A 20761-nucleotide genomic window follows, 5' to 3' on the forward strand; every position below is an offset into this window, starting at 1 on the left:
CCAACCCCCCCCCACCCCCCCCCACACAAAAAACTGCCACCCTTTGGGGTGTTATTTTTGGTGTGTGTGGCGGAGAGGGGGATGAAGCGAAGACGCGCCGGGGTTCGACGGATTCGCCAGGAGCGAATCCGGACAGACGAACGTCTGGCCCTGGAGCGCGCAAGCGCGGAAGGGCTGGGTGCATGGATGCACCCAGCAATCCCAATGAAGCGGCCACCCTGCATCCGAAGCCCTCAGCGTCATCACCGACATTCCCGGGCGCGTGGCGACGCGTTCATCCCCAACGGCGTCTCCAGCTATGGGAGGCGCGGCCCTGGAGCGCGCAAGCGCGGAAGGGCTGGGCCCATGGATGGGCCCAGCAATCCCGGCAATGAAGCGGCCACCCCGCAGGCCACGCGACGTCATCGCGGTAGAGCCACGCCATGCGTGGCTGCCTCCCGCCGACCATCGCGCAGCCACGCATGGCGTGGCTCTACCCGATCACCGCGCAGCCACGCACGGCGTGGCTCTACCCGAGGGGCCACACCCTCAGGCCACACCCCTCCAACATGCGCTCCGCTAAACTGCCCGCCTCACGTAACGGATCCCCACCATGACCGCTGAAATCCTCGTCCCCGTGTCCTTCGGTGAACTGCTCGACAAGATCTCGATCCTGCAGATCAAATCCGAGCGCATCAGCGACGAGGCCAAGCTGGCCAACATCCGCACCGAGCTGAGCGCGCTGGAAAAGACCTGGATGGCGCACCCGGCCGGGGTCAAGGACATCGCCCGCCTGCGTGCCGAGCTCAAGGCCGTCAACGAGCGCCTGTGGGACATCGAAGACAACATCCGCCTGCAGGACAAAGCCCAGGCCTTCGACGACCACTTCGTCGAACTGGCCCGCAGCGTCTACCAGCAGAACGATGAGCGTGCCCGCATCAAGAAGGACATCAACCTGGCGCTGGGCTCGCTCTACGTGGAAGAGAAGTCGTACAAGGATTACGCGCCGCGCGGGGCGTAATCGGCCACATAGCGCTCGAATGCGGCAATGCCGTCCTCGACCGTGATCAGCTGCATCACGTCGTCGAACTCGACCTTCGCGCCCCACTTCAGTTCGCTGGCCGGCTTGCCCAGGAATCTGCGCGCGGCGTCGTCGTAGCGGTCCACGCAGTAGCGCCGGTCGGAGTAGGGGCCGCTGCGGTGCGGGTTGCTGGCCGCGTGCAGGCCCAGCACCTTGGTGCCCATCGCGTTGGCGATATGCATCGGGCCCGAATCGGGCGTCATCACCAGCGCGGCGCGCGCCAGCAGCGCCGGCAGCTGCTTCAGCGTGTCCTTGCCGACCAGATCCAGCGCCGGGGTGGTCAGCTGCGCCTGGATGGCATCGGCCATGCCGCGCTCCAGATCGGTACGCCCACCGCACAGCACCACCCGCCAGCCGCGCGCGGTGGCGTGGTTGGCCACGGCCGCATAGCGGTCGGCATACCAGTTGCGGCGTACGTGGCTGGAGCAGGGCGAAATCATCAGCACCGGGCGGCCGTCGTCGGCCCACTGGGCATTGGCCCACTCGAACGCCGCCGGCGGCACGGCCAGATCCCAGCTGACCTCGGTCTGTTTCAGGCCGAGCGGCTCGCAGAAGCTGCCGATCGCGTCGAGCACGTGGATGCCCGGGCGGTCGGGGATGCGTTCATTGATAAACAGCCCGTGAAGGTCCTTGGAGCGCGATCTGTCGTAGCCGATGCGGCGCTTGGCTGGCACGAAGGCCGAGAGCACGTTGGCGCGGAAGGCGACCTGCATCTGCAGCAGCGCATCGAAACGCCCCGCAGGGAGGCTCTCGCGCAGGGCGCGCATGCCGGCCAGGCCGGTCTTCTTGTCGTAGCTGTGGAAGGTCACGCCCGGTAGCCCATCGAGCAGCTTGTGGCCGGCCTTGTCGATGATCCAGTGCAGCGACACGCCGGGATCGGCCTGCTGCAGGGTGCGCACCAGCGGCACCACATGGGTCACGTCCCCCAGCGCGGACAAACGCAAAAGACACAAGGAAGAGGACGTTGGTGCCATGGTGTTGTTAGACTCGAAGGAATGGTCGCATTCGACGCCACTGAAGCGCTGACGCCCTGCCGCGATGGACGCGGTATCGGTGCCATTCTGTTCGACCGCGAAGCCTTGCGGCAAGCCGAGATGAGCCTGTTCGCGCCGGCCCACTGGGGCGAGCGGGCACGACCGGTCGCCGATGGCGGCCGCGGCGGCGCCTGGTTCGTCGATGCGCCCTTCGGTCATGCCGTGCTGCGCCAGTACCTGCGCGGCGGCCTGGCGGCCAAGCTCAGCCGGGACCACTACCTCTGGCGCGGCGCCAACCGCACCCGAAGTTTTGCCGAATTCCGGCTGATGCGCGCCCTGCACGCGCAGAAGCTGCCGGTGCCGCGGCCGATCGCCGCGTTCTACATGCGCGAAGGCCTGCGCTACAAAGCGGCGATCCTGATGGAGCGGCTGGAGGGCGTGCGCTCGCTGGCCGATCGGGCGCTGGTCGCCGGGCGCGGCGCTCCCTGGGAAGAGACCGGCCGGCTGATCGCGCGCTTCCATCGCGCCGGGCTGGACCATGCCGATCTCAATGCCCACAACATTCTGTTCGACGCCAACGGCCACGGGTGGCTGATCGATTTCGATCGCGGCGTGCTGCGCATTCCCGCTACCCGCTGGCGCGAACGCAATCTCAAGCGGCTGCTGCGCTCGCTGATCAAGCTGCGCGGTGAGCGCAGCCATGAGGATGTCGAGAAGGACTACGCACGGCTGCGCCGCGCCTACGACCTGGCCTGGAACCGGGGTTACTGATGGACTGGGCATTGCGTTTCATGGGGGTCGGCAATGCGTCGGCCGTGCAGCTGGGTTCGCCGATGGCGGTGATCGAGCGCGATGGCCGCCCGTGGCTCACCATCGATTGCGGCGGGGAAGGGCTGACCGCCTTCCAGGCGCACTTCGGGCATGTGCCGCAGGCACTGTTCGTTACCCATGTGCACCTGGACCATGTCGCCGGTTTCGAACGCCTGTTCGTGGATGCGTATTTCTCGCCGCAGCGTCGCGGCCGCATCCGCCTCTACGTGCCGGCGACGGTCGTGCCGCTGCTGCACAAGCGCGTGGCCGATTACCCGAACGTGCTGGCCGAGGGCGGTGCGAACTTCTGGGATGCGTTCCAGCTGATCGTGGTCGGCGAGGCGTTCTGGCATGACGGCGTGCGTCTGGAGGTCTTCCCGGTGCGTCATCACTGGCCGGAAACCGCCTATGGCCTGCGCCTGAAGGGTGCGGTCACCTGGAGTGGTGATACCCGCCCGATTCCGGAAATGCTGGCGCGCTACGCCGACGACAACGAACTGATCGCCCACGACTGCGGCCTGCACGGCAATCCCTCGCACACCGGAGTGGACGACCTGGAGCGTGAGTACACGCCCGAGCTGCAGGCGCGGATGATGCTCTATCACTACGCCAGCGAGACGGACGGCGAGGCGCTGCGCCAGCGTGGCCACCGTGTGGCCCTGCCCGGTGAGCGTGTGGCGCTGGCCACCCCGACCGCCATGCATGTGCTGGCCCAGGATCCGCCCTGAGCATGGACGACGCGCTGGCCGCCCATCTGCAGGCGCTCGAACGCGCGTTGCATGCGCCGGCGGTTCGCGGTGATGTCGCGCAGTTGGCGGCGCTGTTGGATGATGACTTTCGCGAGATCGGCAGCTCGGGCACCTGTTTCGACCGTGCTGCTGTGTTGGCCGAGCTTCCGCGTGAGCGCGCGCAGGTGGAGATCGTGTCCTGCGATTATGACGTCGCTCTGCTGGCCCCGACGCTGGCGCAGGTGCGCTACCGCAGCTGGTATGTGATCGAAGGGGTGCGCCAACGTGAGGTGCTGCGCAGCTCGCTGTGGCGGCTGCACGGCGAGGCATGGCGGGTGGTGTTTCATCAGGGCACGCCCGCGGCGCCTTGAGCGGCAGCATCGCGAAGGAAAACAGGGGCCCAAAAAGGTGGCGGCCCCGCCGGCTGACCTCGGCGCCCGCGTCGATCGATACCGTTGCTGCCTTCCGGCCCTGGCGGGATTTTCGACCTAGCGTCGCGAGGGGCCGACGGGGCCACCATAGAGACGTTCCGGCTGCTGGGCGATCAAGGATCAGCCAACCGCAGGCGGAAGCTGCACCGCAGGAACAGGCCCGGCAGTGCAGTCGCGCATTCTAGCGCATGCGTGGCACGCAGTGCCAGACGCGGAGGCTGAATCCCGTGTAGCCCGTCGTGACACGGAGCGGCCAATGTGCGGGCGGGTTGCTAAAATGCGCGGCACAGGAGGAACGGCCTCCCCCATTTCGGGAATCACTGACCAGGACGGCCTGGCCCCCATCAAGGAGGGCCGCATGGCCTGGATCTATCTGTTGGCAGCGGGTGTACTGGAAATCGTCTGGGCGTTCTCGATGAAGCAGTCCGAGGGGTTCAGCAAGCTCACCCCCTCGATCATCACCCTCGTCACCATGATCGCCAGCTTCTGGCTGCTGTCATTGGCAATGCGCACGTTGCCGCTGGGCACCGCGTACACGATCTGGACCGGCATCGGCGCGGTCGGTGCGTTCGTGATCGGTATTACCTTCCTCGGCGAGCAGGTCAGCGCGATGCGGATTGCCGCAGCGGTGTTGATCGTGAGCGGGTTGGTGTTGATGAAGTTGAGCAGCAGCTGAGGCGTTCAAAATGCACGCTGCGCGCTCGGGGGTAGAGCCACGCCATGCGTGGCTGACGTAACCCTGACGCACTCCAATCACTGGCGCCGCTCAACGTGGCGCCAGTTCGAGTGCCATCTCCACCGCATCCAGCCCGGGGCCATGCCCATCGGGGGTGATGTGGGTGACGACGAAGCCGAGGCCGGCGTAGAACGCCTGCGTGTGCTGGCTGGTGCTGAGCGTGATGCGCTGGGCGCCGAGTGTTCTTGCGTGGGCCAGCCGCGCGTGGGAGAGCTGCGTGCCCAGGCCTTGGCGATGCCGGGTGCGGTCGACCATGCCCCAGCAGAAGGCGACGGTGTGTTCGTTGTCGAGGGCGAGGCCGCCGCAGGCGACAAGGTGGCCGTTGTGGTCGATGACCAGATAGTCGTGGGCGCGGTGTGGGTGGAGCAGGTAAGTGGCGAAGTCGTGGCGTTCGTGTGGGGCGAAGTAACGCGGCACGTTGGTGTCGAACAGTGCCAGGCAGTCGGGGGCGTCGGTTGGGGTGTAGGGGCGCAGGGTGGGCATGGGGGGACTTTGGCATGAGTTGGCTGCGCAAAGAGCAGCCGACCAGCGGTCGGCTCTACCGTTAGCGGTGGCGACGCAGAGGCTTCGGATGCAGGGTGGCCGCTTCATCGGGATTGCTGGCTGCATCCATGCACCCAGCCCTTCCGCGCTTGCGCGCTCCAGGGCCAGCCGTTCGGCTGTCCGGATTCGCTCCTGGCGAATCCGTCGAACCCCCGGTCGGGGGTTCTCATCCCCCTCTCCATGGTTTCGCGCGCTGCTATCGGAGCCGGATGAATGACGAACGTGACAAATGCAAAAGGCCGCCCCGAGGGGCGGCCTTTTGCATTTGTCTGGCGGAGAGAGGGGGATTCGAACCCCCGAAGCGCGGTTTAGACGCTTACACACTTTCCAGGCGTGCTCCTTCAACCGCTCGGACACCTCTCCGGACCTGCTGCAATAACCCGCTGCAGGGGCGCAGATTCTAGCGGGGGAATCGGAATCGCACAAGCGGTTCGTCACAGGGGGCAGGGGGGCTGGACAGGCGTGGCACAATGGTCGTCCCGATGAAGACGGTGGCCTGATGTCCTATCTCGTCCTTGCCCGCAAGTGGCGTCCGAAGCGTTTTGCCGAGCTGGTGGGCCAGGAACACGTGGTCCGTGCGCTCAGCAATGCGCTGGACAGCGGCCGGGTGCACCATGCGTTCCTGTTTACCGGCACCCGCGGGGTCGGCAAGACCACCATTGCCCGTATTTTTGCCAAGTCGCTGAACTGCGAGCAGGGCACCAGCGCCGATCCGTGCGGCCAGTGTCCGGCCTGCCTGGATATCGACTCCGGCCGCTACATCGATCTGCTCGAGATCGATGCTGCGTCCAATACCGGTGTGGATGATGTCCGCGAGGTGATCGAGAACGCCCAGTACATGCCCTCCCGGGGCAAGTACAAGGTCTACCTGATCGACGAAGTGCACATGCTGTCCAAGGCGGCGTTCAATGCGCTGCTCAAAACGCTGGAAGAGCCGCCGGAGCATGTGAAGTTCCTGCTGGCCACCACCGATCCGCAGAAGCTGCCGGTGACGGTGCTTTCGCGCTGCCTGCAGTTCAACCTGAAGCGGTTGGACGAGGACCAGATCCAGGGCCAGATGACCAAGATCCTGGCGGCCGAGGAGATCGAGTCCGACCCGACCGCCATCGTGCAGTTGGCCAAGGCGGCCGATGGCAGCCTGCGTGACGGCCTGTCGCTGCTGGATCAGGCGATCGCCTATGCCGGCGGCGCGCTGCGCGAGGACGTGGTGCGCGCGATGCTGGGCACGGTCGACCGCACCCAGGTCGCCGCGATGCTGGATGCGCTCGCCGATGGTGATGGCCCGCGCCTGCTGCAGACCGTGGCCCTGCTGGCCGAGTTCTCGCCGGACTGGAGCGGGGTGCTCGATGCCCTGGCCGAAGCCCTGCACCGGATCCAGGTGCAGCAGCTGGTGCCGGGCGCCGCGACGGCAGGCGAGGGGATCGATGCCGAGGCCTTCGCCCAGCGGCTGCGCCCGGAAGTGGTCCAGCTCTGGTATCAGATGGCCCTGGGCGGCCGTCGTGACCTGCACCTGGCCCCGAGCCCGCGCGCCGGGTTCGAGATGGCCGTGCTGCGCATGCTGGCGTTCCGTCCCGCTGCCGCCGTACCGCCCGTGCCCCGCGATCCGGGCACCGGCACCGACGTGAACAGTGGTGGCCAGGCCAGCGGCCAGGGCACCGGCATGGCCGCTGCGGCAGCGAGCGCGGCTTCTGCATCGGTCGTGGCGCCGGCCAAGGCGAGCGCCCCCGTCGCTCAGCCGGCCCCGGTGGCGCCCGTGGTTGCTCCCGTCTCCGCGGCGCCTGAGCCCGCACCGCCGGCGCCGAAACAACCTGTCCCGGCCCCGGCAGCCGCCGAGCCGGTCAAACCGTCCAAACCAAGCGTCTCAGCCCCCGCGGCCGACGACGATCTTCCGCCGTGGCACCGTGAAAGCGATGCCGCCGATCGCGACGAAGCGCTGGCTGCTGAAATGGCCACCCCGGATGCGGCCATGGTCGCCCCGTGGGAAGCGTCGGCCGAGCGGACCGTGGCACCGGCTGCTCCCGCGCCTGCACGGGAAGCTCCCGCCCCGGTGGCCCGCCCGGAGGGCATCGCCATCGCCCCCTCGGCGCCGGATACCGCGCCCTCGGAGCCACAGGGCGACCTGACCGCCGATGCCTGGCTGGAACTGGTGGCTGGGAGCCAGCTCAATGGCCCGTCCAAACAGCTGGCCGCGCACTCGGCGTTCATCAGCTACCAGCACGGCGTCTTGAAACTGGCGATTTCGCCCGGATTTGAGTACTTGAGTTCGGACCGCTCGCAGGCGGCGCTGATCGCGGCGTTGACCGGCCCCTTGGGGCAGGCCCCGCGCCTGGTGATCGATACCGGTGCAGCCGGTGCCGAGACCCTGCATCAGCGCGCTGACCGTCAGCGTGGCGAACGCCAAACGGCGGCGGAAGCCGCTTTCATGGCCGATCCTTCGGTGCAGTTGCTGGTCCAGCAACACGGTGCCAGGGTCGTCGCCGATTCCATTCGTCCTTTTGAAGAGTAAAGACCCATGCGCGGCAATATCGCCCAACTGATGCAGCAGGCCCAGAAGATGCAGGAGAACCTGCAGAAGGCCCAGGAAGACCTCGCCAAGCTGGAAGTGACCGGCAGCGCCGGCGGCGGCATGGTCAGCGTGACCCTGACCGGCACCAAGGAATGCCGCAAGGTGCGCATCGATCCGTCGGTGCTGTCCGATGCGGAAATGACCGAAGATCTGGTGGCCGCCGCGTTCAACGATGCCTCCAACAAGATCGACGCCGAGTCGAAGAACCGCATGGGTTCGGCGACCGCCGGCATGCAGCTGCCCCCGGGCATGAAGCTGCCGTTCTGACCCACCGCCTGCGCCGGGTGTCTGCCTGGCGCGACCGTGGTGACCGCGCCGCGAAGCCTTCGGGCTTCGCGCGCTTGTTTCTGAGATGAGCGATCCGCCATGAGCCTGCCCCTGCTCGAACAATTGATCGAGGCCTTCCGCGTGTTGCCGGGCGTGGGCCAGAAGACCGCCCAGCGCATGGCATACCACGTGCTGGAGCGCGAGCGCGAGGGCGGCCAGAAGCTGGCCGAGGTGCTGGCCAAGGCGATCGAGCGGATCGGGCATTGCGAACAGTGCCGGGATTTCAGCGAGACCGAGATCTGTGCGGTCTGCGCCAACGGCAGCCGCGAGCGCCAGCAGCTGTGCGCGGTGGAATCACCGGCCGATCGCCTGGCGATCGAAACGGCCACCGGGTTCCGTGGAGTGTACTTCGTGCTGCAGGGGCGGTTGTCGCCGCTGGATGGCATCGGTCCGCGCGAGCTGGGCCTGGATCAGCTGGAGGCGCGCCTGAAGCAAGGCGAGGTCAACGAGTTGATCATCGCCACCAGTGCCACCGTGGAAGGCGAAGCGACCGCGCATTACCTGGCGCAGATGGCGCGCAGCTACAAAGTGCGGCCCAGCCGCCTCGCGCAGGGTCTCCCGCTGGGGGGCGAACTGGAATACGTGGATCGCGGCACGCTGTCGCACGCGTTCGGCACGCGTACTGAAGTGCAGGAATGACGCGGCGCACCGCGCGGCAATGATCGAAACCGGGGGCGCATCCGCGCTACTCTCCAGGGCCCTGTTCCACGAGGTGCCCTCATGAGCCACGACACCCTGTTCGGCAAGATCATCCGCCGCGAAATTCCGGCCACCATCGTCTACGAAGACGAGGACGTGCTCGGCTTCAAGGACATCGCCCCGCAGGCGCCGGTGCACGTGTTGTTCATTCCCAAGCACGAGGCGATCCCGACCCTGGATGACGTGCGCCCGGAGCAGGCACACCTGATCGGCAAGCTGGCGATGGCCGCCGCGGACTACGCGCGCCGCGAAGGTTTCGCGCAGGACGGCTACCGCATCGTCATGAACTGCCGCGAGCATGCCGGGCAGACCGTGTTCCATATCCACCTGCACCTGCTGGCCGGTGCCCCGCTGGGCCACTTCGGCACGTCAAACGGCTGAGCCGGCCGCGCGCAAACAAAAACGCCGCCCGAGGGCGGCGTTTCTGCGTCAGCGTGTTACCACCAGCCCCAGCCACGGTAGCCCCAGCCCGGACCCCAGCCCGGGCCCCACGGGCCGTAGGGGTAGGCGGGCACCACATCCACCTGGCGCTGTTCCGGCCACAGGTAGATGACGTCGGCGTCCAGTTTCGGCAGGCGATAGTCGTACTCGCCGATGCGGGTGTTCTCGTAGCCGCCGATCTTGCCGATGAAGGTCACATCGCGGCCTGGCTCGAACACCGCCGGATCGTAGAAGCCGGCACGGCAGGCGATGAAGCGGCCGTCACTGGCGTCGGCCGAGGTGGTGCTCGGGCGGCCACTGCCGTTGAGCGGGCGCGAAATCATCTGGAAGCAGGTCTGGCCCTGGCCCGGATTGGTTTCGATGATGCGACCACCCCAACGTACCGGGGTGCCCACCTGCTGGGTGGGAACCGCGTCGCGCGGGCTGACCATACTGAACTGCCCCTGCAACGGCTTGGGCGCGGTGGCGCAGGCAGCCAGTGCCAGAGAGGCAGCAAGGGGAAGCAGGATTTGAATCTTCATGGGGATGCTCCGGAGGTCGGGCGATGCCTGCGCAGGTCGCGCAATAATGAAGTGAGGTCGACGTCAGCGCCAGCGTAGCGCGCCTGGACGAAACGCGCGCTGAGCGACAGCAGCGCAGGATCGGGTCGCTGCCGGTCCACCCGACGCGCCCACTCGTCAGCGGGTTCGGCGCTGGCGCGGGACAGCCCATAGCGTGCGTACCGGCGTCCCAGCCGATGCCAAGCCCGCAACAGCGGGTCGCGCTCGCGTTCGCCCCGGGCCAGCAGCCATGCCATCCAGCCTAGCGCGGCCAGTGCGAAGACGATGAAAATTCCCACCAGCTGGCTCGGATCCAGCCGCTCGAAACCAAACGGTTTAAGAAGCTGCTGCTGACGGTTGGCATCGAAGGACAGGACCAGGTCGTTCCAGCCCCGGCGCAGCCAGTCGCCCATCTGCCCGATCTGCAGCCATCGGCTGTCCAGCGTGGCGCCGGCAGCGCCGGCCCCCAGCCGGTCCTCAAGCGTGTCGTAAACGCGCTCCGGCGCAACGGCGGCGGTCGGATCGACCCGCACCCAGCCGCGGCCCGGCAGCCACACTTCGGCCCAGGCATGTGCGTCCATCCGGCGCAGCACCCAGTAGTCGCCATATGGGTTGCGGATGCCGCCCGCGAAGCCGGTCACCACCCGCGCCGGGATGCCTGCATTGCGCATCAATACGACGAACGAGGAGCTGAAGTGCTGGCAGAAGCCGGCCTGCTGATCGAACAGGAATTCGTCCGCGCCATCGCGACCGGGCTCGGGCGTGTCCAGGGTGTAGACGAAACGCGCGCGCACCCAGTCGAGCGCGCGCTGCACGATCGCGGCATCGTTGCTGCCGGCGTCCTGTCGCCACTGCCGGGCCAGCGCTGCCGTGCGCGGATTCAAGCCGTCGGGCAACTGCAGCGCAAGGCGCCGCGCGTCAGGCGTCAGCGCTTCGGTATAGGCCACCGCCGGTGCGGAGGTCAGCCGCCAACGGGTCAGTGCGTTCAACGCCGCGTGGCTGCGCAGGCTGTGGTTGGCATCCAGGTCGCTGCCGGGCGGTGCCTGCAGCGGAAGATCCAGCGCGACCAACTGGCGGCGATCGGTCGGCTCGTAATCGATCTGGTAGTCCCACTGCGTGCTGGCGTGGGTCACGGCGGCCGGCGCACGCTCGATCTGCCGCCGGTCCTGCTCCCAGCGCTTGCCATCGAAATGGGTCAGTACCGGCCCGCGCCAGTAACGTTGCTGTGGCGCGGGGATCGCGCCGAAGAACTGCACGCGAAGCGCCGGGGTGTCATCGGCCATCAGGTCCAGCCACTCCCCGGGCTCCATCGTGTCGGACAGGCCGGGTTTGCCCACCGCGCGATCCGGGATGCCCCAGAGCGGTTCGCTCAACCGCGGGAACAGCCAGAAACCGGCCAGGGCCAGCGGCAGGCCGAGCAGCACCAACCGGCCGATGCCGCGCAACTGGCGTTTGAGGGGCGCTGGCGGTGCCTGTCCCTCCAGGTGTGCCAGGCGTTGCAGGGCGAGCAGTGCGACCAGGCCGGCCAGCACGGCCAGCGTCATCGTCAACGGGCCTTGGTCGAGCAGGAACGCCGCGAACGGGCCGAACAGCCCGAAGCCGACCAGGCTGCGGGCATCGCGCAGGCTGCGCAGCTCGCTGGATTTCAGCGCGAGCATTGCTGCCAGCAGCGCGCAGCCGGTGTCGCGGCCAGGCCGTGGACCCATCTGCCAGTAAATGGCGGCCAGCATGGCGAGCACCAGCAACAGGCGCAGGGCGCCCGGCAACAGTCGCTGCCGCGAGGCCAGCGCGGTCAGCAGTGCGACACTGGCGATGACGGCGGCCAGCACGGTGGGCAGCTGCAGCAGCAGCGGCAACAGGCCCAGCGCCGCGCTGGCCAGCGTCCAGTAGCGCGCACCGGAACTGAGCAGGGACACGGGCCGGTCAGTCATGAGGCAACAGCGCCAGTGCGCGCTGGCACAGGTGGTGATGGGCACTGCCGTTGCCAGGCCCGAGCACCGGTTGGCCCGGCAGCTTGAGCGTGTAGCGGCGGCCTTCGCGTTCGGCCAGGTCGATCCAGCGCGCCATGCGTGCGATCCGTGCTTCGGTGCCCAGCGGTGCCAGGTGCCACCAGTCCAGCACGATCTCCAGCCCGACCGGCTTTTCGTACTCGCGCACCAACAGGGTGTCGCGTCGCGCGGAGTGTTTCCACGCGATGCTGCGCATCGGATCGCCAGCGCGATACGGGCGCAGCTGATGCAGCTCCTCGCCACTGGCATGCACGCGGGTATGCAGTGGGTCGCCGCCACTTTCCGGCAGGGAGGGTGCGTGCGTTTCCGGTGCCGCATAGACCAGCAACGGGGTTTCCGGCCAGACCCACGACCACGCGCGCACCAGGCCGAGCGGTTGCGTGGTGGCGATGCGGATGCGGGCCAGGTCGAACCAGCCGCGCCGGTGCGTGGGCAGCGCGAGATCCACTTCGATCTGGTCGCTGTCGATCAGGTGCCCGAACGCGGCCACGCCCTCGTGCTCCACCTGCAGGCCGCGCCGGGCGCGGGTATCGGCGCGCGACAGACTGATGCGCAGCCGCAACGGCGCGCCTGCGGTGACCGGCTCGGCGGAGACCGCATCCACCTGCAATCCGGACAGCTGCAGGTGCGCGCTGATCGCACTGGCGATGCTGACGGTCGCCAGCAACAAGGCCAGCAGCAGCGCAGGATTGTTGTTGTAGTTCAGCGCGCCGAGCAGCATCGCCGACAGCAGCGCGGCGACGAACAGCCCGAACCGCGTCGGCAGCACATAGATGCGGCGCCGGTCGAACCGGCACGGCAGGTGCTCGGGGCGGCGCGGTCGCGCCAGATGTTGCAGTTGCTGCCAGCGGGCTACCCAGCCGCGGCGCATCTCAGTCGACCTGCACGGTCTGGAGGATGGCGCGGGCCAGTGCCGGCCCGTTGCCGGCTTCGGCCTCGGGCACCAGGCGATGCCCGGCCACTGCCACGAACAGGGTCTGCACGTCTTCGGGCACCACATGCGCGCGGCCGAGCAGCAGCGCATGCGCCTTGGCGGCGCGCAGCAATGCCAGCCCGGCACGCGGCGACAGGCCCACGCGCACCCCGGCGTGCTGGCGGCTGCGGGCGAGCAGGGCCTGCACATAGGTGATCAACGCCTCGCTGGCATGCACCTGACCAACCGCCTCGCGCAGCGTGCGCACGTCCACCTCGCTAAGGCGCGCGGTGGCCTGCGCGATCAGATGGCGGCGATCGGTGCCGCGCAGCAGCTCGCGTTCCGATTCCGGATTGGGGTAGCCCAGGGCCAACCGCAGCAGGAAACGATCCAGCTGCGAGTCCGGCAGCGGGAACGTGCCGGAGAGGTCGACCGGGTTCTGGGTGGCGATGACGAAGAACGGATCCGGGAGTGGATGGGTCACGCCATCCAGGGTGACCTGCTGCTCGGCCATCGCTTCCAGCAGCGCACTCTGGGTACGCGGCGGCGCGCGGTTGATCTCGTCGGCCAGCAATACATGCGTGAACACCGGGCCCGGGTGGAACTGGAACTGGCGGCTGCCGGCGTCATACACCGAGACGCCAAGCACATCGGCCGGCAGCAGGTCAGAGGTGAACTGCACCCGCTGGAAGCCCAGCCCGAGGCTGGAGGCCATGGCATGGGCGAGGGTGGTCTTGCCCAGCCCGGGCAGGTCCTCGATCAGCAGATGGCCGCCGGAGAGCAGCGCCACGAACGCCAGCCGCACCTCCTGCGCCTTGCCCAGCACCAGCCCGTTGACCTGATCCTGGGCGGCGCGAAGGGACTGTCGCAGTACATCGGTTAGCATGGCTGGCACGGGGGGCGAATGATCCATGTCCGTCTCGATTCGATGATTCCACTGATTCTATAGAGCAATGCAGGGCGAACAACGCGCACGCACCATATTCCTGTTGTTGTGGACGCTGGTCACCGCCGTCAAGCTGGTGGTGGCCGCACGTCTGCCCTTGTTCGTGGACGAAGCTTTTTACTGGCAGGAAGGTCAGCATCTGGCGGCGGCCTATTCGGACCTGCCTGGCCTGACCGCTTGGCTGGCACGCCTGGGCGTGGAAGTGGGCGGCAATCATGTGCTTGCACTGCGCCTGCCGTTCCTGGCGATCGGTGCGTGGCTGCCATGGCTGGTCTCACGCATCGCCACGCGCTGGTTCGGTGCGGTGGCCGGTTGGCAGGCGGGCAGCCTCACGTTGTTGATGCCGCTGTCGGCCACGCTGGGCATGCTGGCCGTCCCGGATGTGCCGATGGCGTTGGCCGCGGTGCTGTGCCTGGATGCCGGCGCGCGCCTGCTGCGCAGTGTCGATGCCGCGGCGGCGGTGAAGCTGGCCGCCGGCCTGGCCATCGGCGCACTCAGCCATTACCGCTTCATCGGCGTGATCGTGGTCGGTTTCATCGCGTTGCTGGTGCTGCCGCAGGGCCGGCGCATGCTGCGCGATCCGCGCGTCTGGGTGGCCTTGGCGGTGGGCGTGCTGGCGTGGCTGCCGCTGCTGTCGTGGAATGCCGACAACCATGATGCGGGCCTGAAATTCCAGGTGGTCGAGCGCCACCCGTGGGCGTTCGAATGGAGCGGGCTGTGGTTCCTGGTGATCCAGCCGATGCTGGTCACCCCGATCCTGTGCATCGCGATGTGGAAGGTGGCCCTGGCGGGCACCCGCTCCGGTGGTGGCGCACGCGCGCAATGGCGTTACTTCGGCCTGATCGGCGCGGTGTCGACGCTGTCCATCTTCGGCCTGGGCTTCTTCACCGATGTGGAGCGCATCAGTTTCCACTGGCCGCTGCCGGGCTATCTGGCGCTGCTGATCGCGGTGCCGGTGGTACTCAACGGCTGGCCGCGCTGGCTGCGCCGTACCGGCTGGTGGTTGGCCGGTGCCGGGCTGGCGCTGGCCTTCGGCTATTACCTGACGGTCTCCATCCCGAGCGTGCGTGAGCAGTTGGCCGGCTACAAGTATTACCCGCGCAACTTCGCCGGCTGGGAACCGTTGGCAGGCGCCGTGCGCGACGAGCTGAAACGCATGCCGCCCGGCACGCGCGTGCTGGCCGGCAACTTCAAGGTGGGTGCGGAACTGGGCTTCCAGTTGCGCGACGCCTCTATCGAGGTGCTGCCCCACCCGTTGAACGACAAGCACGGCCGCACTGCGCAGCTGGGGCTGTGGGGGCTGCTGCACGATGGCCAGCGCGACGCGCCGATGCTGCTGGTGCTCTCGCCCAGCGACCAGCGCTATCGCGATCTGCTGGCGCGCTACCACGCGGTCTGCGAACAGGTGGGCCCGCTGCCGCCGCCGCGTGTGGTCAGCAACGATCATGGTTTCCAGCGCTTCCTGCTGTTCAAGCTGCCGGCCGAGCGGGTCGAGGGGCCGTGCGTCACGCCGGCGATGGCCTGGCTGGATACGCCGCAGCCCGGCGCCGCGGCGGGCAACCCCCTCCAGGTGCGTGGCTGGGCCTTCAAGGATGGCGTGGGCATCGAGCGTGTCGAGCTGCTGATCGATGGCCAGCCGGTGGGCGATGCGGTCTACGGTCGGCCCTACGACATCACCGGCGCGTGGAAGATCTCCACCGATCCGCAGCACCCGAACGTGGCCTTCGATGCCACGCTGAAGACCGACCACCTCGCGCCCGGCCGTCATTGGCTCGGCATGACGCTGCACGGCAAGGACGGCAGCGTGGAGCAGTGGCAGGAACAGGCCTTCACCGTCCCCGCGCGCTGAGCGTGCGTGTTCTTCCATGGATGACACCGTCATGCGCAATGCGCCGCAGGAATCTGCCCCCCTGTCTGCTTCCCACCCGCACGCCACGCCGGTGTCACCCGCGCTGATCCGTGCGTTGTGGTGCGCGGTGGTGGGCATCGTCGCGGTGGGTGTGGCCGCGATGCTGTGGCTCTCACCGCGCGTGTTGTACGCCGATCCGTGGCGCTTCACCCAGAAGCTGCTGGAGATGCCGTGGCCGGGCAACGTGCTGGTGTCGGACAATGGCCACCGCGAAATCCTGCCGAACCTGGTGCGCTACGCCGAGCTGGAGTGGCTGCACGGCAGTCAATGGCTGCAGATCGGTACCGGCGTTGCGTTGGCATTGGCCACGGTAGGGCTGCTCGCCCGGATCATCAGGGCCGATGCCTTGGCGCCGCCGGTGCGCGCCGCCGCCACCCTGGTCGCAGCGCTGTCGGTCTTCTGGCTGGGCAGCCAGCGCGCGCTCACCCATGCCAACGAATCGGTCCACGCGTACCTGATCACCGTGGCGCTGATGGCGGGCGTCGCCCTGCTGCTGCGTGGCGATCGCCGCGGCGCGGTCGCGGCCGCCGTATGCGGCGTGGCGGCGACGTTCTCCTTCGGCAGCGGCGTGGCCGTGTTCGTGGGGCTGGCGGCGGTGCTGGTGGTGCGGCGTGCGCCGTTGTCGCACTGGGTGCCCTGGATCGCCGGCCTGCTCGTGGCGGTCGGGCTGCACCTGGGCATGGGGCGGACCGGCATGCCGACACAGATGGCGCTGGCCCCGTTGCCGCAGCTGGACGTGCTGCTGCGCTGGCTGGCCTCGCCCTTCATCTATCTGGCTTGGCCGGCACTGGATCCGGCAGCGGCACAGCAGTTGCCGTTCGCGCCCGTGCGCGGCGTGGTGCATGCCGTGGCGAGCGCCTATCAGGCGCAGTTCGGACCGGTGCTGACCTCGCGCTGGCCGCATCTGCTGATCGGTGCTGCGGGGATGGCCGGGTTGCTCGGCATGACCTGGCGCACCTGGCAGCGCGGCCACCGCGCCGGGGCGGGGGAATCGGTGGGGCTGGCAATGGCATGGTTCGGCCTGGCCGTGGGCGGGCTGGTCGCACTGAGCCGCTGGACCTACTTTGCCGACTACCCCACGCAGCTGGCCGCACCGCGCTATGTGCCCTGGTCGTGGTTGTTCTGGTCCGGTCTGATGCTGTGGACGATCGTGCGCGTCGGCCTGCGCCGTCCCGGGGCGGTGGCCTGGGCAGCCCTGCTGTTGGCCTTGGTGGCCGTGCCGAGTACGGCGTGGATGGCCTACCTCGGTGCCAGCATGCAGCGGGTGGCCAACATGACCGCTACAGCGGCCGCGGCCGGTGTGGTCGATCCGGATCAGACGCATGGCGAAAGCGTGCCCGGCGAAGTGCTGGCCGCGCTGCCCAGCCTGCGCACGCACGGGGCATCGGTGTTCGCCTGGCCGGAAGTTCGCTATCTGCAGGGGGCGCCAACGACGGCGACCGGCGTGGCCGTCCCGGTCAGCGATGTCTCCCTCGTGGCCGTGCGCAACCTCCTGGGGCACCCGGCCTGGCGCATCGATTTCAGCGCCCAGAGCAGGGCGCCACGGCTGGTCCTGCAATGCGGCGGGCATCCCGTGGGCCTGGCCATGCCGCTGGCGGGCCGCTGGGTTGGTTGGGCCACCGGCGAACTTGATGCCAGCTGCCTGGAGGCGCTGCAGCTGCGCTGAGGCTCAGGGCAGGGTGTAGCCGGCCTGGCGCAGCAGCTGGCTGACCGCGATCAGCGGCAGCCCGATCAGCGCGGTCGGGTCGCGGTTCTCGATCGCCTCGAACAAGGTGATGCCCAGGCCTTCGCACTTGAAGCTGCCGGCGCAGTCCAGCGGCTGCTCGGCCGCCACGTAGCGGGCGATCTCGGCGGCCTCCAGCACCCGGAAGTGGACCCGGGTCAGATCACAGCTCGCCAGGGCCTCGCCATCGCGCACCAGGCTCACGGCCGTGTGGAACGCGACCACCTGCCCGGACATCGCGGCCAGCTGCGCATGCGCGCCCTCGACCGAGCCGGGCTTGCCCAGCGGGGCGCCGTTCAGTTCCGCCACCTGGTCCGAGCCGATCACCCACCGGCCCGGGTGCAGGCGGGCGACGGCCTCGGCCTTCGCGCGCGCCAGCCGCGCCGCCACGGCCCGTGGGGCTTCGGCGGGGCCGGGGGTCTCGTCCACCTCGGGGCGGGCGGTCTCCAGGGGCAGGCCGAGCCGCTCCAGCAGTTCACGGCGGTAGCGGGAAGTAGAGGCAAGCAGCAGCGGGGTCATGCGACAATACCGGGCACGGAAGGGCGGCAGTCTGGCCCTTCGGGGCGGGGATCGGCAACCTGACTGCGCAGGCATTTGACAGCGGCCCGGACGATCCTTAACATTCAGCGGCTTATGTCCGCAAACGTGCCCGAAATGCTGGATGCTTGGCGGATGGTCGCAGCACGCAGGTGCTTCGACGGCCAGGTGAATCTAGCGGAATTGACCCGCCTCCAGGGCCTTGTCGCCGATACCGAAGGAACGTGCACCTATGCACTGGAATTCGCGCACGACGACATCCTGCAGGTATCCTATGTTGAACTGTCCATCGACACCGCGCTGCCGCTGATCTGTCAGCGCAGCCTGCAGCGTTTCCTGTTGCCGGTTTCGATGGTGCAGCGGCTCGGCCTGATCCGCAGCGAAGAGGAAGAATCCTCGCTGCCGGAAGGCTGGGAACCGTGGCTGGTGCCGGAAGACGGCATGCTGCGACCGCTGGAACTGGTCGAGGACGAACTCGTCCTGGCCGTGCCCGTCGTGCCGCTGTCTCCCGATGGTGAGGCCGTGGACAAGGACTGGGCACCGACCGAAGAAGAAATCAGCAAGGCCAATCCGTTCGCGGCGTTGGCGGCACTGAAAAAACAATAGCAGCCGGATTGTCGTCGGCGGCTGCGGCGAAAGCGAAAACTGTGCTGGGCGCTGGCGTCCTGCGCGACGATACGACGAAGCAAAACGAACCGAGTTTGGAGCAATCCCATGGCTGTGCAGAAATCCCGTGTCACCCCGTCCCGCCGCGGTATGCGCCGTGCGCATGACGCCCTGAGCGCCAAGCAGCTGTCCACCGATCCGACCACCGGTGAAGTGCATCTGCGTCACCACATCACCGCTGACGGTTTCTACCGTGGCAAGAAGGTGATCACGACCAAGTCGAACTCGGCCGTCGAAGAAGATTGATTTGTGAAGGCCGCTGCCCGGTCGGGCAGCGGCCTTTACCCCATTCTTCCCGATCGTCACGTTTGGCGATCGAGCTACAGGACATGCAATGAGCAAGCGGATCTACTCGAGGATCGCGGGCACCGGTAGTTATTTGCCCGAAAAAGTGTTGACCAACCAGGATCTGGAGAAAATGGTCGACACCAGCGATGAGTGGATTCAATCGCGCACTGGTATCCGCGAACGGCACATTGCGGCCGAAGGCGAAACCACCAGCGACCTCGGCTACCACGCCGCGGTACGTGCGCTTGAAGCGGCCGGTATCGACGCTTCGCAGCTCGACATGATCGTGGTGGGTACCACCACGCCTGACCTGATTTTCCCGTCCACCGCGTGCCTGATCCAGGCCAAGCTCGGTGCGAGCGGCTGCCCCGCCTTCGACGTCAACGCGGCCTGTTCGGGCTTCGTGTTCGCGTTGAGCGTGGCCGACAAATTCATTCGTTCCGGTGATGCACGCCATGTGCTGGTCATCGGTGCGGAAACGCTGACCCGTATCGTCGACTGGACCGAGCGCACCACCTGCGTGCTGTTCGGCGATGGCGCGGGCGCCGTCGTGCTCAAGGCCGACGAAGAGACCGGCATCCTCAGCACCCACCTGCATTCGGATGGCAGCAAGAAAGAGCTGCTGTGGAACCCGGTGGGCGTCTCGGCCGGCTTCGGCGAGGGCGAGAATGCCCGCGGCGCGATCCTGATGAAGGGCAACGACGTGTTCAAGTACGCCGTCAAGGCGCTGGACTCGGTCGTCGATGAAACCCTGGAAGCCAACGCGCTGACCAAGGACGACCTGGACTGGCTGATCCCGCACCAGGCCAACCTTCGCATCATCGAAGCCACCGCCAAGCGCCTGGAGATGTCCATGGACCAGGTGGTGGTGACGGTCGACAAGCATGGCAACACCTCCTCGGCCTCCGTGCCGATGGCGCTGGACCACGCGGTCCGCTCCGGCCGTGTCGAGCGCGGCCAGCTGCTGCTGCTGGAAGCCTTCGGCGGCGGCTTCACGTGGGGTTCTGCTCTGCTGCGCTATTGATAGTGTCAGTTACGACAACGTGACGCTGTCGTTACGGCCCCATTACGGGGCCGTATGCATTTCAGGAGAACTGCCATGGTTGAGCCCATCGTCATCGAGGGCCAACGCGCCTGGCTGAAGCAGTACGGCGAAGGCAGCCGGGTGGTCGCACTCGGGCTGCTCAATTTCATTGCCCGTCGCTTCCAGCTCGACGCCCTGCGCCCACCGCCGCACCGCGGTGGCGACGCCGCCCGCGAAACCGAGGCCCGCCGCCTGGCCGAACTGCAGGCGCAAGGTGTCAACGTCCCCAGTGTGATCGGCAGCGGTCATGCCGCCCTCGTGCTCGGCGACAACGGCTCCTCGTTCAATACCTGCCTGCGCGAAGCCGACGATGCCGGCCGTGACCGCCTTGTGTCCGCCGCGATGAATGCCATTGCCCAGGCGCACCGCAAGGGCGCGTACTTCGGCCAGCCGCTGCCGCGCAACCTCACCTGGGATGGCAAGGAGATCGGCTTCATCGATTTCGAGGAGGATCCCCTTGAGGTCATGGACCTCGCCCAGGCCCAGGCCCGCGACTGGCTGATGTTCGGTTACGGCGTGGCCAAGTACTACGAGGACCGTCCGCAACAGCTGCAGACCCTCATGGCCCAGGCCATGGACGGCGCCGAAGCCCCGGTCCTCGCCCATGCCCACGATGTCACCGGCCGCCTCCAGGGGCTGGCCCGCGCCAGCATGAAGATGGGCCGCTCCGCCCGGGCGCTGGCCCATTCCATCCTCATCGTGCACGGTGCCACCACCCTGGGCGTGCTGATACTGGCCGTGATCTGCATCGATTTCTTCAGTGACGGCGACCTCGACATCCTCCAGCTGTTCACCTGAAGAAAGACCCCACATACGCGGCAGTACAGACGAA

At 67.7% G+C, this 20761-nt stretch carries 22 protein-coding genes, 1 tRNA gene and 1 other RNA gene; 15 read left to right on the forward strand and 9 right to left on the reverse strand.

Annotation, left to right across the window (positions count from 1 at the left end; translation table 11 throughout):
* The first annotated feature begins 592 nt into the window (after nt 1-592).
* Nucleotides 593-1000, forward strand: a complete 408-nt coding sequence (locus ABE472_RS15115; protein ID WP_019185792.1) for a DUF6165 family protein — start codon at nt 593-595, stop codon at nt 998-1000.
* Here the strand turns inward: ABE472_RS15115 and ABE472_RS15120 are convergent.
* Nucleotides 979-2034 carry a glycosyltransferase family 9 protein gene (locus ABE472_RS15120; protein WP_346463618.1) on the reverse strand — a complete coding sequence of 352 codons (1056 nt, stop codon included), beginning with the start codon at nt 2032-2034 and terminating at the stop codon, nt 979-981. The genes ABE472_RS15115 and ABE472_RS15120 overlap by 22 nt on opposite strands.
* A 21-nt stretch (nt 2035-2055) precedes the next feature.
* Between ABE472_RS15120 and ABE472_RS15125 the strand changes: the two genes are divergently transcribed.
* Genes ABE472_RS15125 through ABE472_RS15135 form a run of 3 tightly spaced genes read left to right on the forward strand, consistent with a single transcriptional unit; the run spans nt 2056 to nt 3943 of the window.
* Nucleotides 2056-2805 (forward strand): 3-deoxy-D-manno-octulosonic acid kinase, encoded by a 750-nt coding sequence (locus ABE472_RS15125; RefSeq protein ID WP_313212245.1) that lies wholly within the window; start codon nt 2056-2058, stop codon nt 2803-2805.
* On the forward strand, nt 2805-3572 hold the full coding sequence (locus tag ABE472_RS15130; RefSeq protein ID WP_346466546.1) for an MBL fold metallo-hydrolase: 768 nt from the start codon (nt 2805-2807) through the stop codon (nt 3570-3572). Before ABE472_RS15125 ends, ABE472_RS15130 begins: the two co-directional genes overlap by 1 nt.
* A 2-nt stretch (nt 3573-3574) precedes the next feature.
* On the forward strand, nt 3575-3943 hold the full coding sequence (locus tag ABE472_RS15135; protein ID WP_346463614.1) for a nuclear transport factor 2 family protein: 369 nt from the start codon (nt 3575-3577) through the stop codon (nt 3941-3943).
* A gap of 43 nt (nt 3944-3986) precedes the next feature.
* Here the strand turns inward: ABE472_RS15135 and ffs are convergent.
* Nucleotides 3987-4083: signal recognition particle sRNA small type (gene ffs, locus ABE472_RS15140), an RNA gene on the reverse strand.
* 278 nt (nt 4084-4361) lie between these two features.
* Between ffs and ABE472_RS15145 the strand changes: the two genes are divergently transcribed.
* Entirely contained in the window at nt 4362-4679 is a 318-nt protein-coding gene (locus ABE472_RS15145; RefSeq protein ID WP_123728503.1) for a multidrug efflux SMR transporter, read from the forward strand.
* A 90-nt stretch (nt 4680-4769) separates the two neighbouring features.
* Here ABE472_RS15145 and ABE472_RS15150 read toward each other — a convergent pair whose 3' ends face one another.
* Entirely contained in the window at nt 4770-5222 is a 453-nt protein-coding gene (locus tag ABE472_RS15150) for a GNAT family N-acetyltransferase (protein WP_346466547.1), read from the reverse strand.
* A 330-nt stretch (nt 5223-5552) separates the two neighbouring features.
* Nucleotides 5553-5645, reverse strand: a tRNA-Ser gene (locus tag ABE472_RS15155).
* Between the two features lie 136 nt (nt 5646-5781).
* Here ABE472_RS15155 and dnaX point away from each other — a divergent pair.
* The 4 genes from dnaX to ABE472_RS15175 all read left to right on the forward strand — a co-directional run bounded on the left by dnaX (nt 5782) and on the right by ABE472_RS15175 (nt 9255).
* A complete protein-coding gene (gene dnaX, locus ABE472_RS15160) occupies nt 5782-7788 on the forward strand; it encodes a DNA polymerase III subunit gamma/tau (RefSeq protein ID WP_346466548.1) in 2007 nt (668 codons plus the stop codon).
* A 6-nt stretch (nt 7789-7794) separates the two neighbouring features.
* Nucleotides 7795-8115 carry a YbaB/EbfC family nucleoid-associated protein gene (locus ABE472_RS15165; protein ID WP_019185335.1) on the forward strand — a complete coding sequence of 107 codons (321 nt, stop codon included), beginning with the start codon at nt 7795-7797 and terminating at the stop codon, nt 8113-8115.
* A gap of 99 nt (nt 8116-8214) precedes the next feature.
* Entirely contained in the window at nt 8215-8814 is a 600-nt protein-coding gene (gene recR, locus ABE472_RS15170) for a recombination mediator RecR (RefSeq protein WP_259261179.1), read from the forward strand.
* Nucleotides 8815-8895: 81 nt separating this feature from the next.
* Nucleotides 8896-9255 carry a histidine triad nucleotide-binding protein gene (locus tag ABE472_RS15175; protein WP_346466549.1) on the forward strand — a complete coding sequence of 120 codons (360 nt, stop codon included), beginning with the start codon at nt 8896-8898 and terminating at the stop codon, nt 9253-9255.
* A gap of 56 nt (nt 9256-9311) precedes the next feature.
* On the opposite strand, the gene ABE472_RS15180 is transcribed toward ABE472_RS15175, so the two are convergent.
* The 4 genes from ABE472_RS15180 to ABE472_RS15195 are packed head-to-tail and all read right to left on the reverse strand — an operon-like array spanning nt 9312 to nt 13689.
* The gene (locus ABE472_RS15180) at nt 9312-9836 is read right to left on the reverse strand and encodes a Slp family lipoprotein (RefSeq protein ID WP_019185338.1); all 525 of its coding nucleotides are present in this window, start codon (nt 9834-9836) and stop codon (nt 9312-9314) included.
* Entirely contained in the window at nt 9833-11785 is a 1953-nt protein-coding gene (locus ABE472_RS15185) for a DUF3488 and transglutaminase-like domain-containing protein (RefSeq protein ID WP_313212236.1), read from the reverse strand. Before ABE472_RS15185 ends, ABE472_RS15180 begins: the two co-directional genes overlap by 4 nt.
* Nucleotides 11778-12734, reverse strand: coding sequence for a DUF58 domain-containing protein (locus ABE472_RS15190; protein ID WP_346466550.1), 957 nt, complete (start codon nt 12732-12734; stop codon nt 11778-11780). The genes ABE472_RS15185 and ABE472_RS15190 overlap by 8 nt, the downstream gene beginning before the upstream one ends.
* A 1-nt stretch (nt 12735) precedes the next feature.
* Nucleotides 12736-13689 carry a MoxR family ATPase gene (locus tag ABE472_RS15195; RefSeq protein WP_313212234.1) on the reverse strand — a complete coding sequence of 318 codons (954 nt, stop codon included), beginning with the start codon at nt 13687-13689 and terminating at the stop codon, nt 12736-12738.
* Nucleotides 13690-13729: 40 nt separating this feature from the next.
* On the opposite strand from ABE472_RS15195, the gene ABE472_RS15200 reads away from it, so the two are divergent.
* Together ABE472_RS15200 and ABE472_RS15205 are read left to right on the forward strand one after the other, a co-directional pair.
* The gene (locus ABE472_RS15200) at nt 13730-15571 is read left to right on the forward strand and encodes a glycosyltransferase family 39 protein (RefSeq protein WP_346463605.1); all 1842 of its coding nucleotides are present in this window, start codon (nt 13730-13732) and stop codon (nt 15569-15571) included.
* A gap of 16 nt (nt 15572-15587) precedes the next feature.
* Nucleotides 15588-17297, forward strand: a complete 1710-nt coding sequence (locus ABE472_RS15205; protein ID WP_346466551.1) for a hypothetical protein — start codon at nt 15588-15590, stop codon at nt 17295-17297.
* 3 nt (nt 17298-17300) lie between these two features.
* Here ABE472_RS15205 and ABE472_RS15210 read toward each other — a convergent pair whose 3' ends face one another.
* Nucleotides 17301-17873 (reverse strand): Maf family nucleotide pyrophosphatase, encoded by a 573-nt coding sequence (locus tag ABE472_RS15210; RefSeq protein WP_346463601.1) that lies wholly within the window; start codon nt 17871-17873, stop codon nt 17301-17303.
* Between the two features lie 114 nt (nt 17874-17987).
* Between ABE472_RS15210 and ABE472_RS15215 the strand changes: the two genes are divergently transcribed.
* The 4 genes from ABE472_RS15215 to ABE472_RS15230 all read left to right on the forward strand — a co-directional run bounded on the left by ABE472_RS15215 (nt 17988) and on the right by ABE472_RS15230 (nt 20727).
* Nucleotides 17988-18497: a YceD family protein gene (locus ABE472_RS15215; RefSeq protein ID WP_088432868.1), complete on the forward strand. Its 510-nt coding sequence runs from the start codon at nt 17988-17990 to the stop codon at nt 18495-18497.
* Between the two features lie 108 nt (nt 18498-18605).
* Nucleotides 18606-18803: a 50S ribosomal protein L32 gene (gene rpmF / locus ABE472_RS15220; RefSeq protein WP_017357626.1), complete on the forward strand. Its 198-nt coding sequence runs from the start codon at nt 18606-18608 to the stop codon at nt 18801-18803.
* 88 nt (nt 18804-18891) lie between these two features.
* Entirely contained in the window at nt 18892-19869 is a 978-nt protein-coding gene (locus tag ABE472_RS15225) for a beta-ketoacyl-ACP synthase III (protein ID WP_313212230.1), read from the forward strand.
* A gap of 75 nt (nt 19870-19944) precedes the next feature.
* The gene (locus ABE472_RS15230; protein ID WP_346466552.1) at nt 19945-20727 is read left to right on the forward strand and encodes a serine/threonine protein phosphatase; all 783 of its coding nucleotides are present in this window, start codon (nt 19945-19947) and stop codon (nt 20725-20727) included.
* The last annotated feature ends 34 nt before the right edge of the window (nt 20728-20761 follow it).

Source organism: Stenotrophomonas sp. TWI809, from assembly GCF_039673205.1.
Classification (GTDB): Bacteria; Pseudomonadota; Gammaproteobacteria; order Xanthomonadales; family Xanthomonadaceae; genus Stenotrophomonas.

Excerpts from the sequence above, each read along its gene's own strand:
- ABE472_RS15135 (WP_346463614.1), top strand. The coding sequence starts at position 3,575 with ATGGACGACGCGCTGGCCGCCCATCTGCAGGCGCTCGAACGCGCGTTG.
- ABE472_RS15145 (WP_123728503.1), top strand. The coding sequence starts at position 4,362 with ATGGCCTGGATCTATCTGTTGGCAGCGGGTGTACTGGAAATCGTCTGG.
- ABE472_RS15210 (WP_346463601.1), bottom strand. The coding sequence starts at position 17,873 with ATGACCCCGCTGCTGCTTGCCTCTACTTCCCGCTACCGCCGTGAACTG.
- ABE472_RS15200 (WP_346463605.1), top strand. The coding sequence starts at position 13,730 with ATGCAGGGCGAACAACGCGCACGCACCATATTCCTGTTGTTGTGGACG.
- rpmF (WP_017357626.1), top strand. The coding sequence starts at position 18,606 with ATGGCTGTGCAGAAATCCCGTGTCACCCCGTCCCGCCGCGGTATGCGC.
- ABE472_RS15185 (WP_313212236.1), bottom strand. The coding sequence starts at position 11,785 with ATGACTGACCGGCCCGTGTCCCTGCTCAGTTCCGGTGCGCGCTACTGG.
- ABE472_RS15125 (WP_313212245.1), top strand. The coding sequence starts at position 2,056 with ATGGTCGCATTCGACGCCACTGAAGCGCTGACGCCCTGCCGCGATGGA.
- ABE472_RS15165 (WP_019185335.1), top strand. The coding sequence starts at position 7,795 with ATGCGCGGCAATATCGCCCAACTGATGCAGCAGGCCCAGAAGATGCAG.
- ABE472_RS15190 (WP_346466550.1), bottom strand. The coding sequence starts at position 12,734 with ATGCGCCGCGGCTGGGTAGCCCGCTGGCAGCAACTGCAACATCTGGCG.
- ABE472_RS15215 (WP_088432868.1), top strand. The coding sequence starts at position 17,988 with ATGTCCGCAAACGTGCCCGAAATGCTGGATGCTTGGCGGATGGTCGCA.
- ABE472_RS15120 (WP_346463618.1), bottom strand. The coding sequence starts at position 2,034 with ATGGCACCAACGTCCTCTTCCTTGTGTCTTTTGCGTTTGTCCGCGCTG.
- ABE472_RS15175 (WP_346466549.1), top strand. The coding sequence starts at position 8,896 with ATGAGCCACGACACCCTGTTCGGCAAGATCATCCGCCGCGAAATTCCG.
- dnaX (WP_346466548.1), top strand. The coding sequence starts at position 5,782 with ATGTCCTATCTCGTCCTTGCCCGCAAGTGGCGTCCGAAGCGTTTTGCC.
- ABE472_RS15225 (WP_313212230.1), top strand. The coding sequence starts at position 18,892 with ATGAGCAAGCGGATCTACTCGAGGATCGCGGGCACCGGTAGTTATTTG.
- ABE472_RS15230 (WP_346466552.1), top strand. The coding sequence starts at position 19,945 with ATGGTTGAGCCCATCGTCATCGAGGGCCAACGCGCCTGGCTGAAGCAG.
- ABE472_RS15180 (WP_019185338.1), bottom strand. The coding sequence starts at position 9,836 with ATGAAGATTCAAATCCTGCTTCCCCTTGCTGCCTCTCTGGCACTGGCT.
- ABE472_RS15195 (WP_313212234.1), bottom strand. The coding sequence starts at position 13,689 with ATGGATCATTCGCCCCCCGTGCCAGCCATGCTAACCGATGTACTGCGA.
- ABE472_RS15150 (WP_346466547.1), bottom strand. The coding sequence starts at position 5,222 with ATGCCCACCCTGCGCCCCTACACCCCAACCGACGCCCCCGACTGCCTG.
- ABE472_RS15130 (WP_346466546.1), top strand. The coding sequence starts at position 2,805 with ATGGACTGGGCATTGCGTTTCATGGGGGTCGGCAATGCGTCGGCCGTG.
- recR (WP_259261179.1), top strand. The coding sequence starts at position 8,215 with ATGAGCCTGCCCCTGCTCGAACAATTGATCGAGGCCTTCCGCGTGTTG.
- ABE472_RS15115 (WP_019185792.1), top strand. The coding sequence starts at position 593 with ATGACCGCTGAAATCCTCGTCCCCGTGTCCTTCGGTGAACTGCTCGAC.
- ABE472_RS15205 (WP_346466551.1), top strand. The coding sequence starts at position 15,588 with ATGGATGACACCGTCATGCGCAATGCGCCGCAGGAATCTGCCCCCCTG.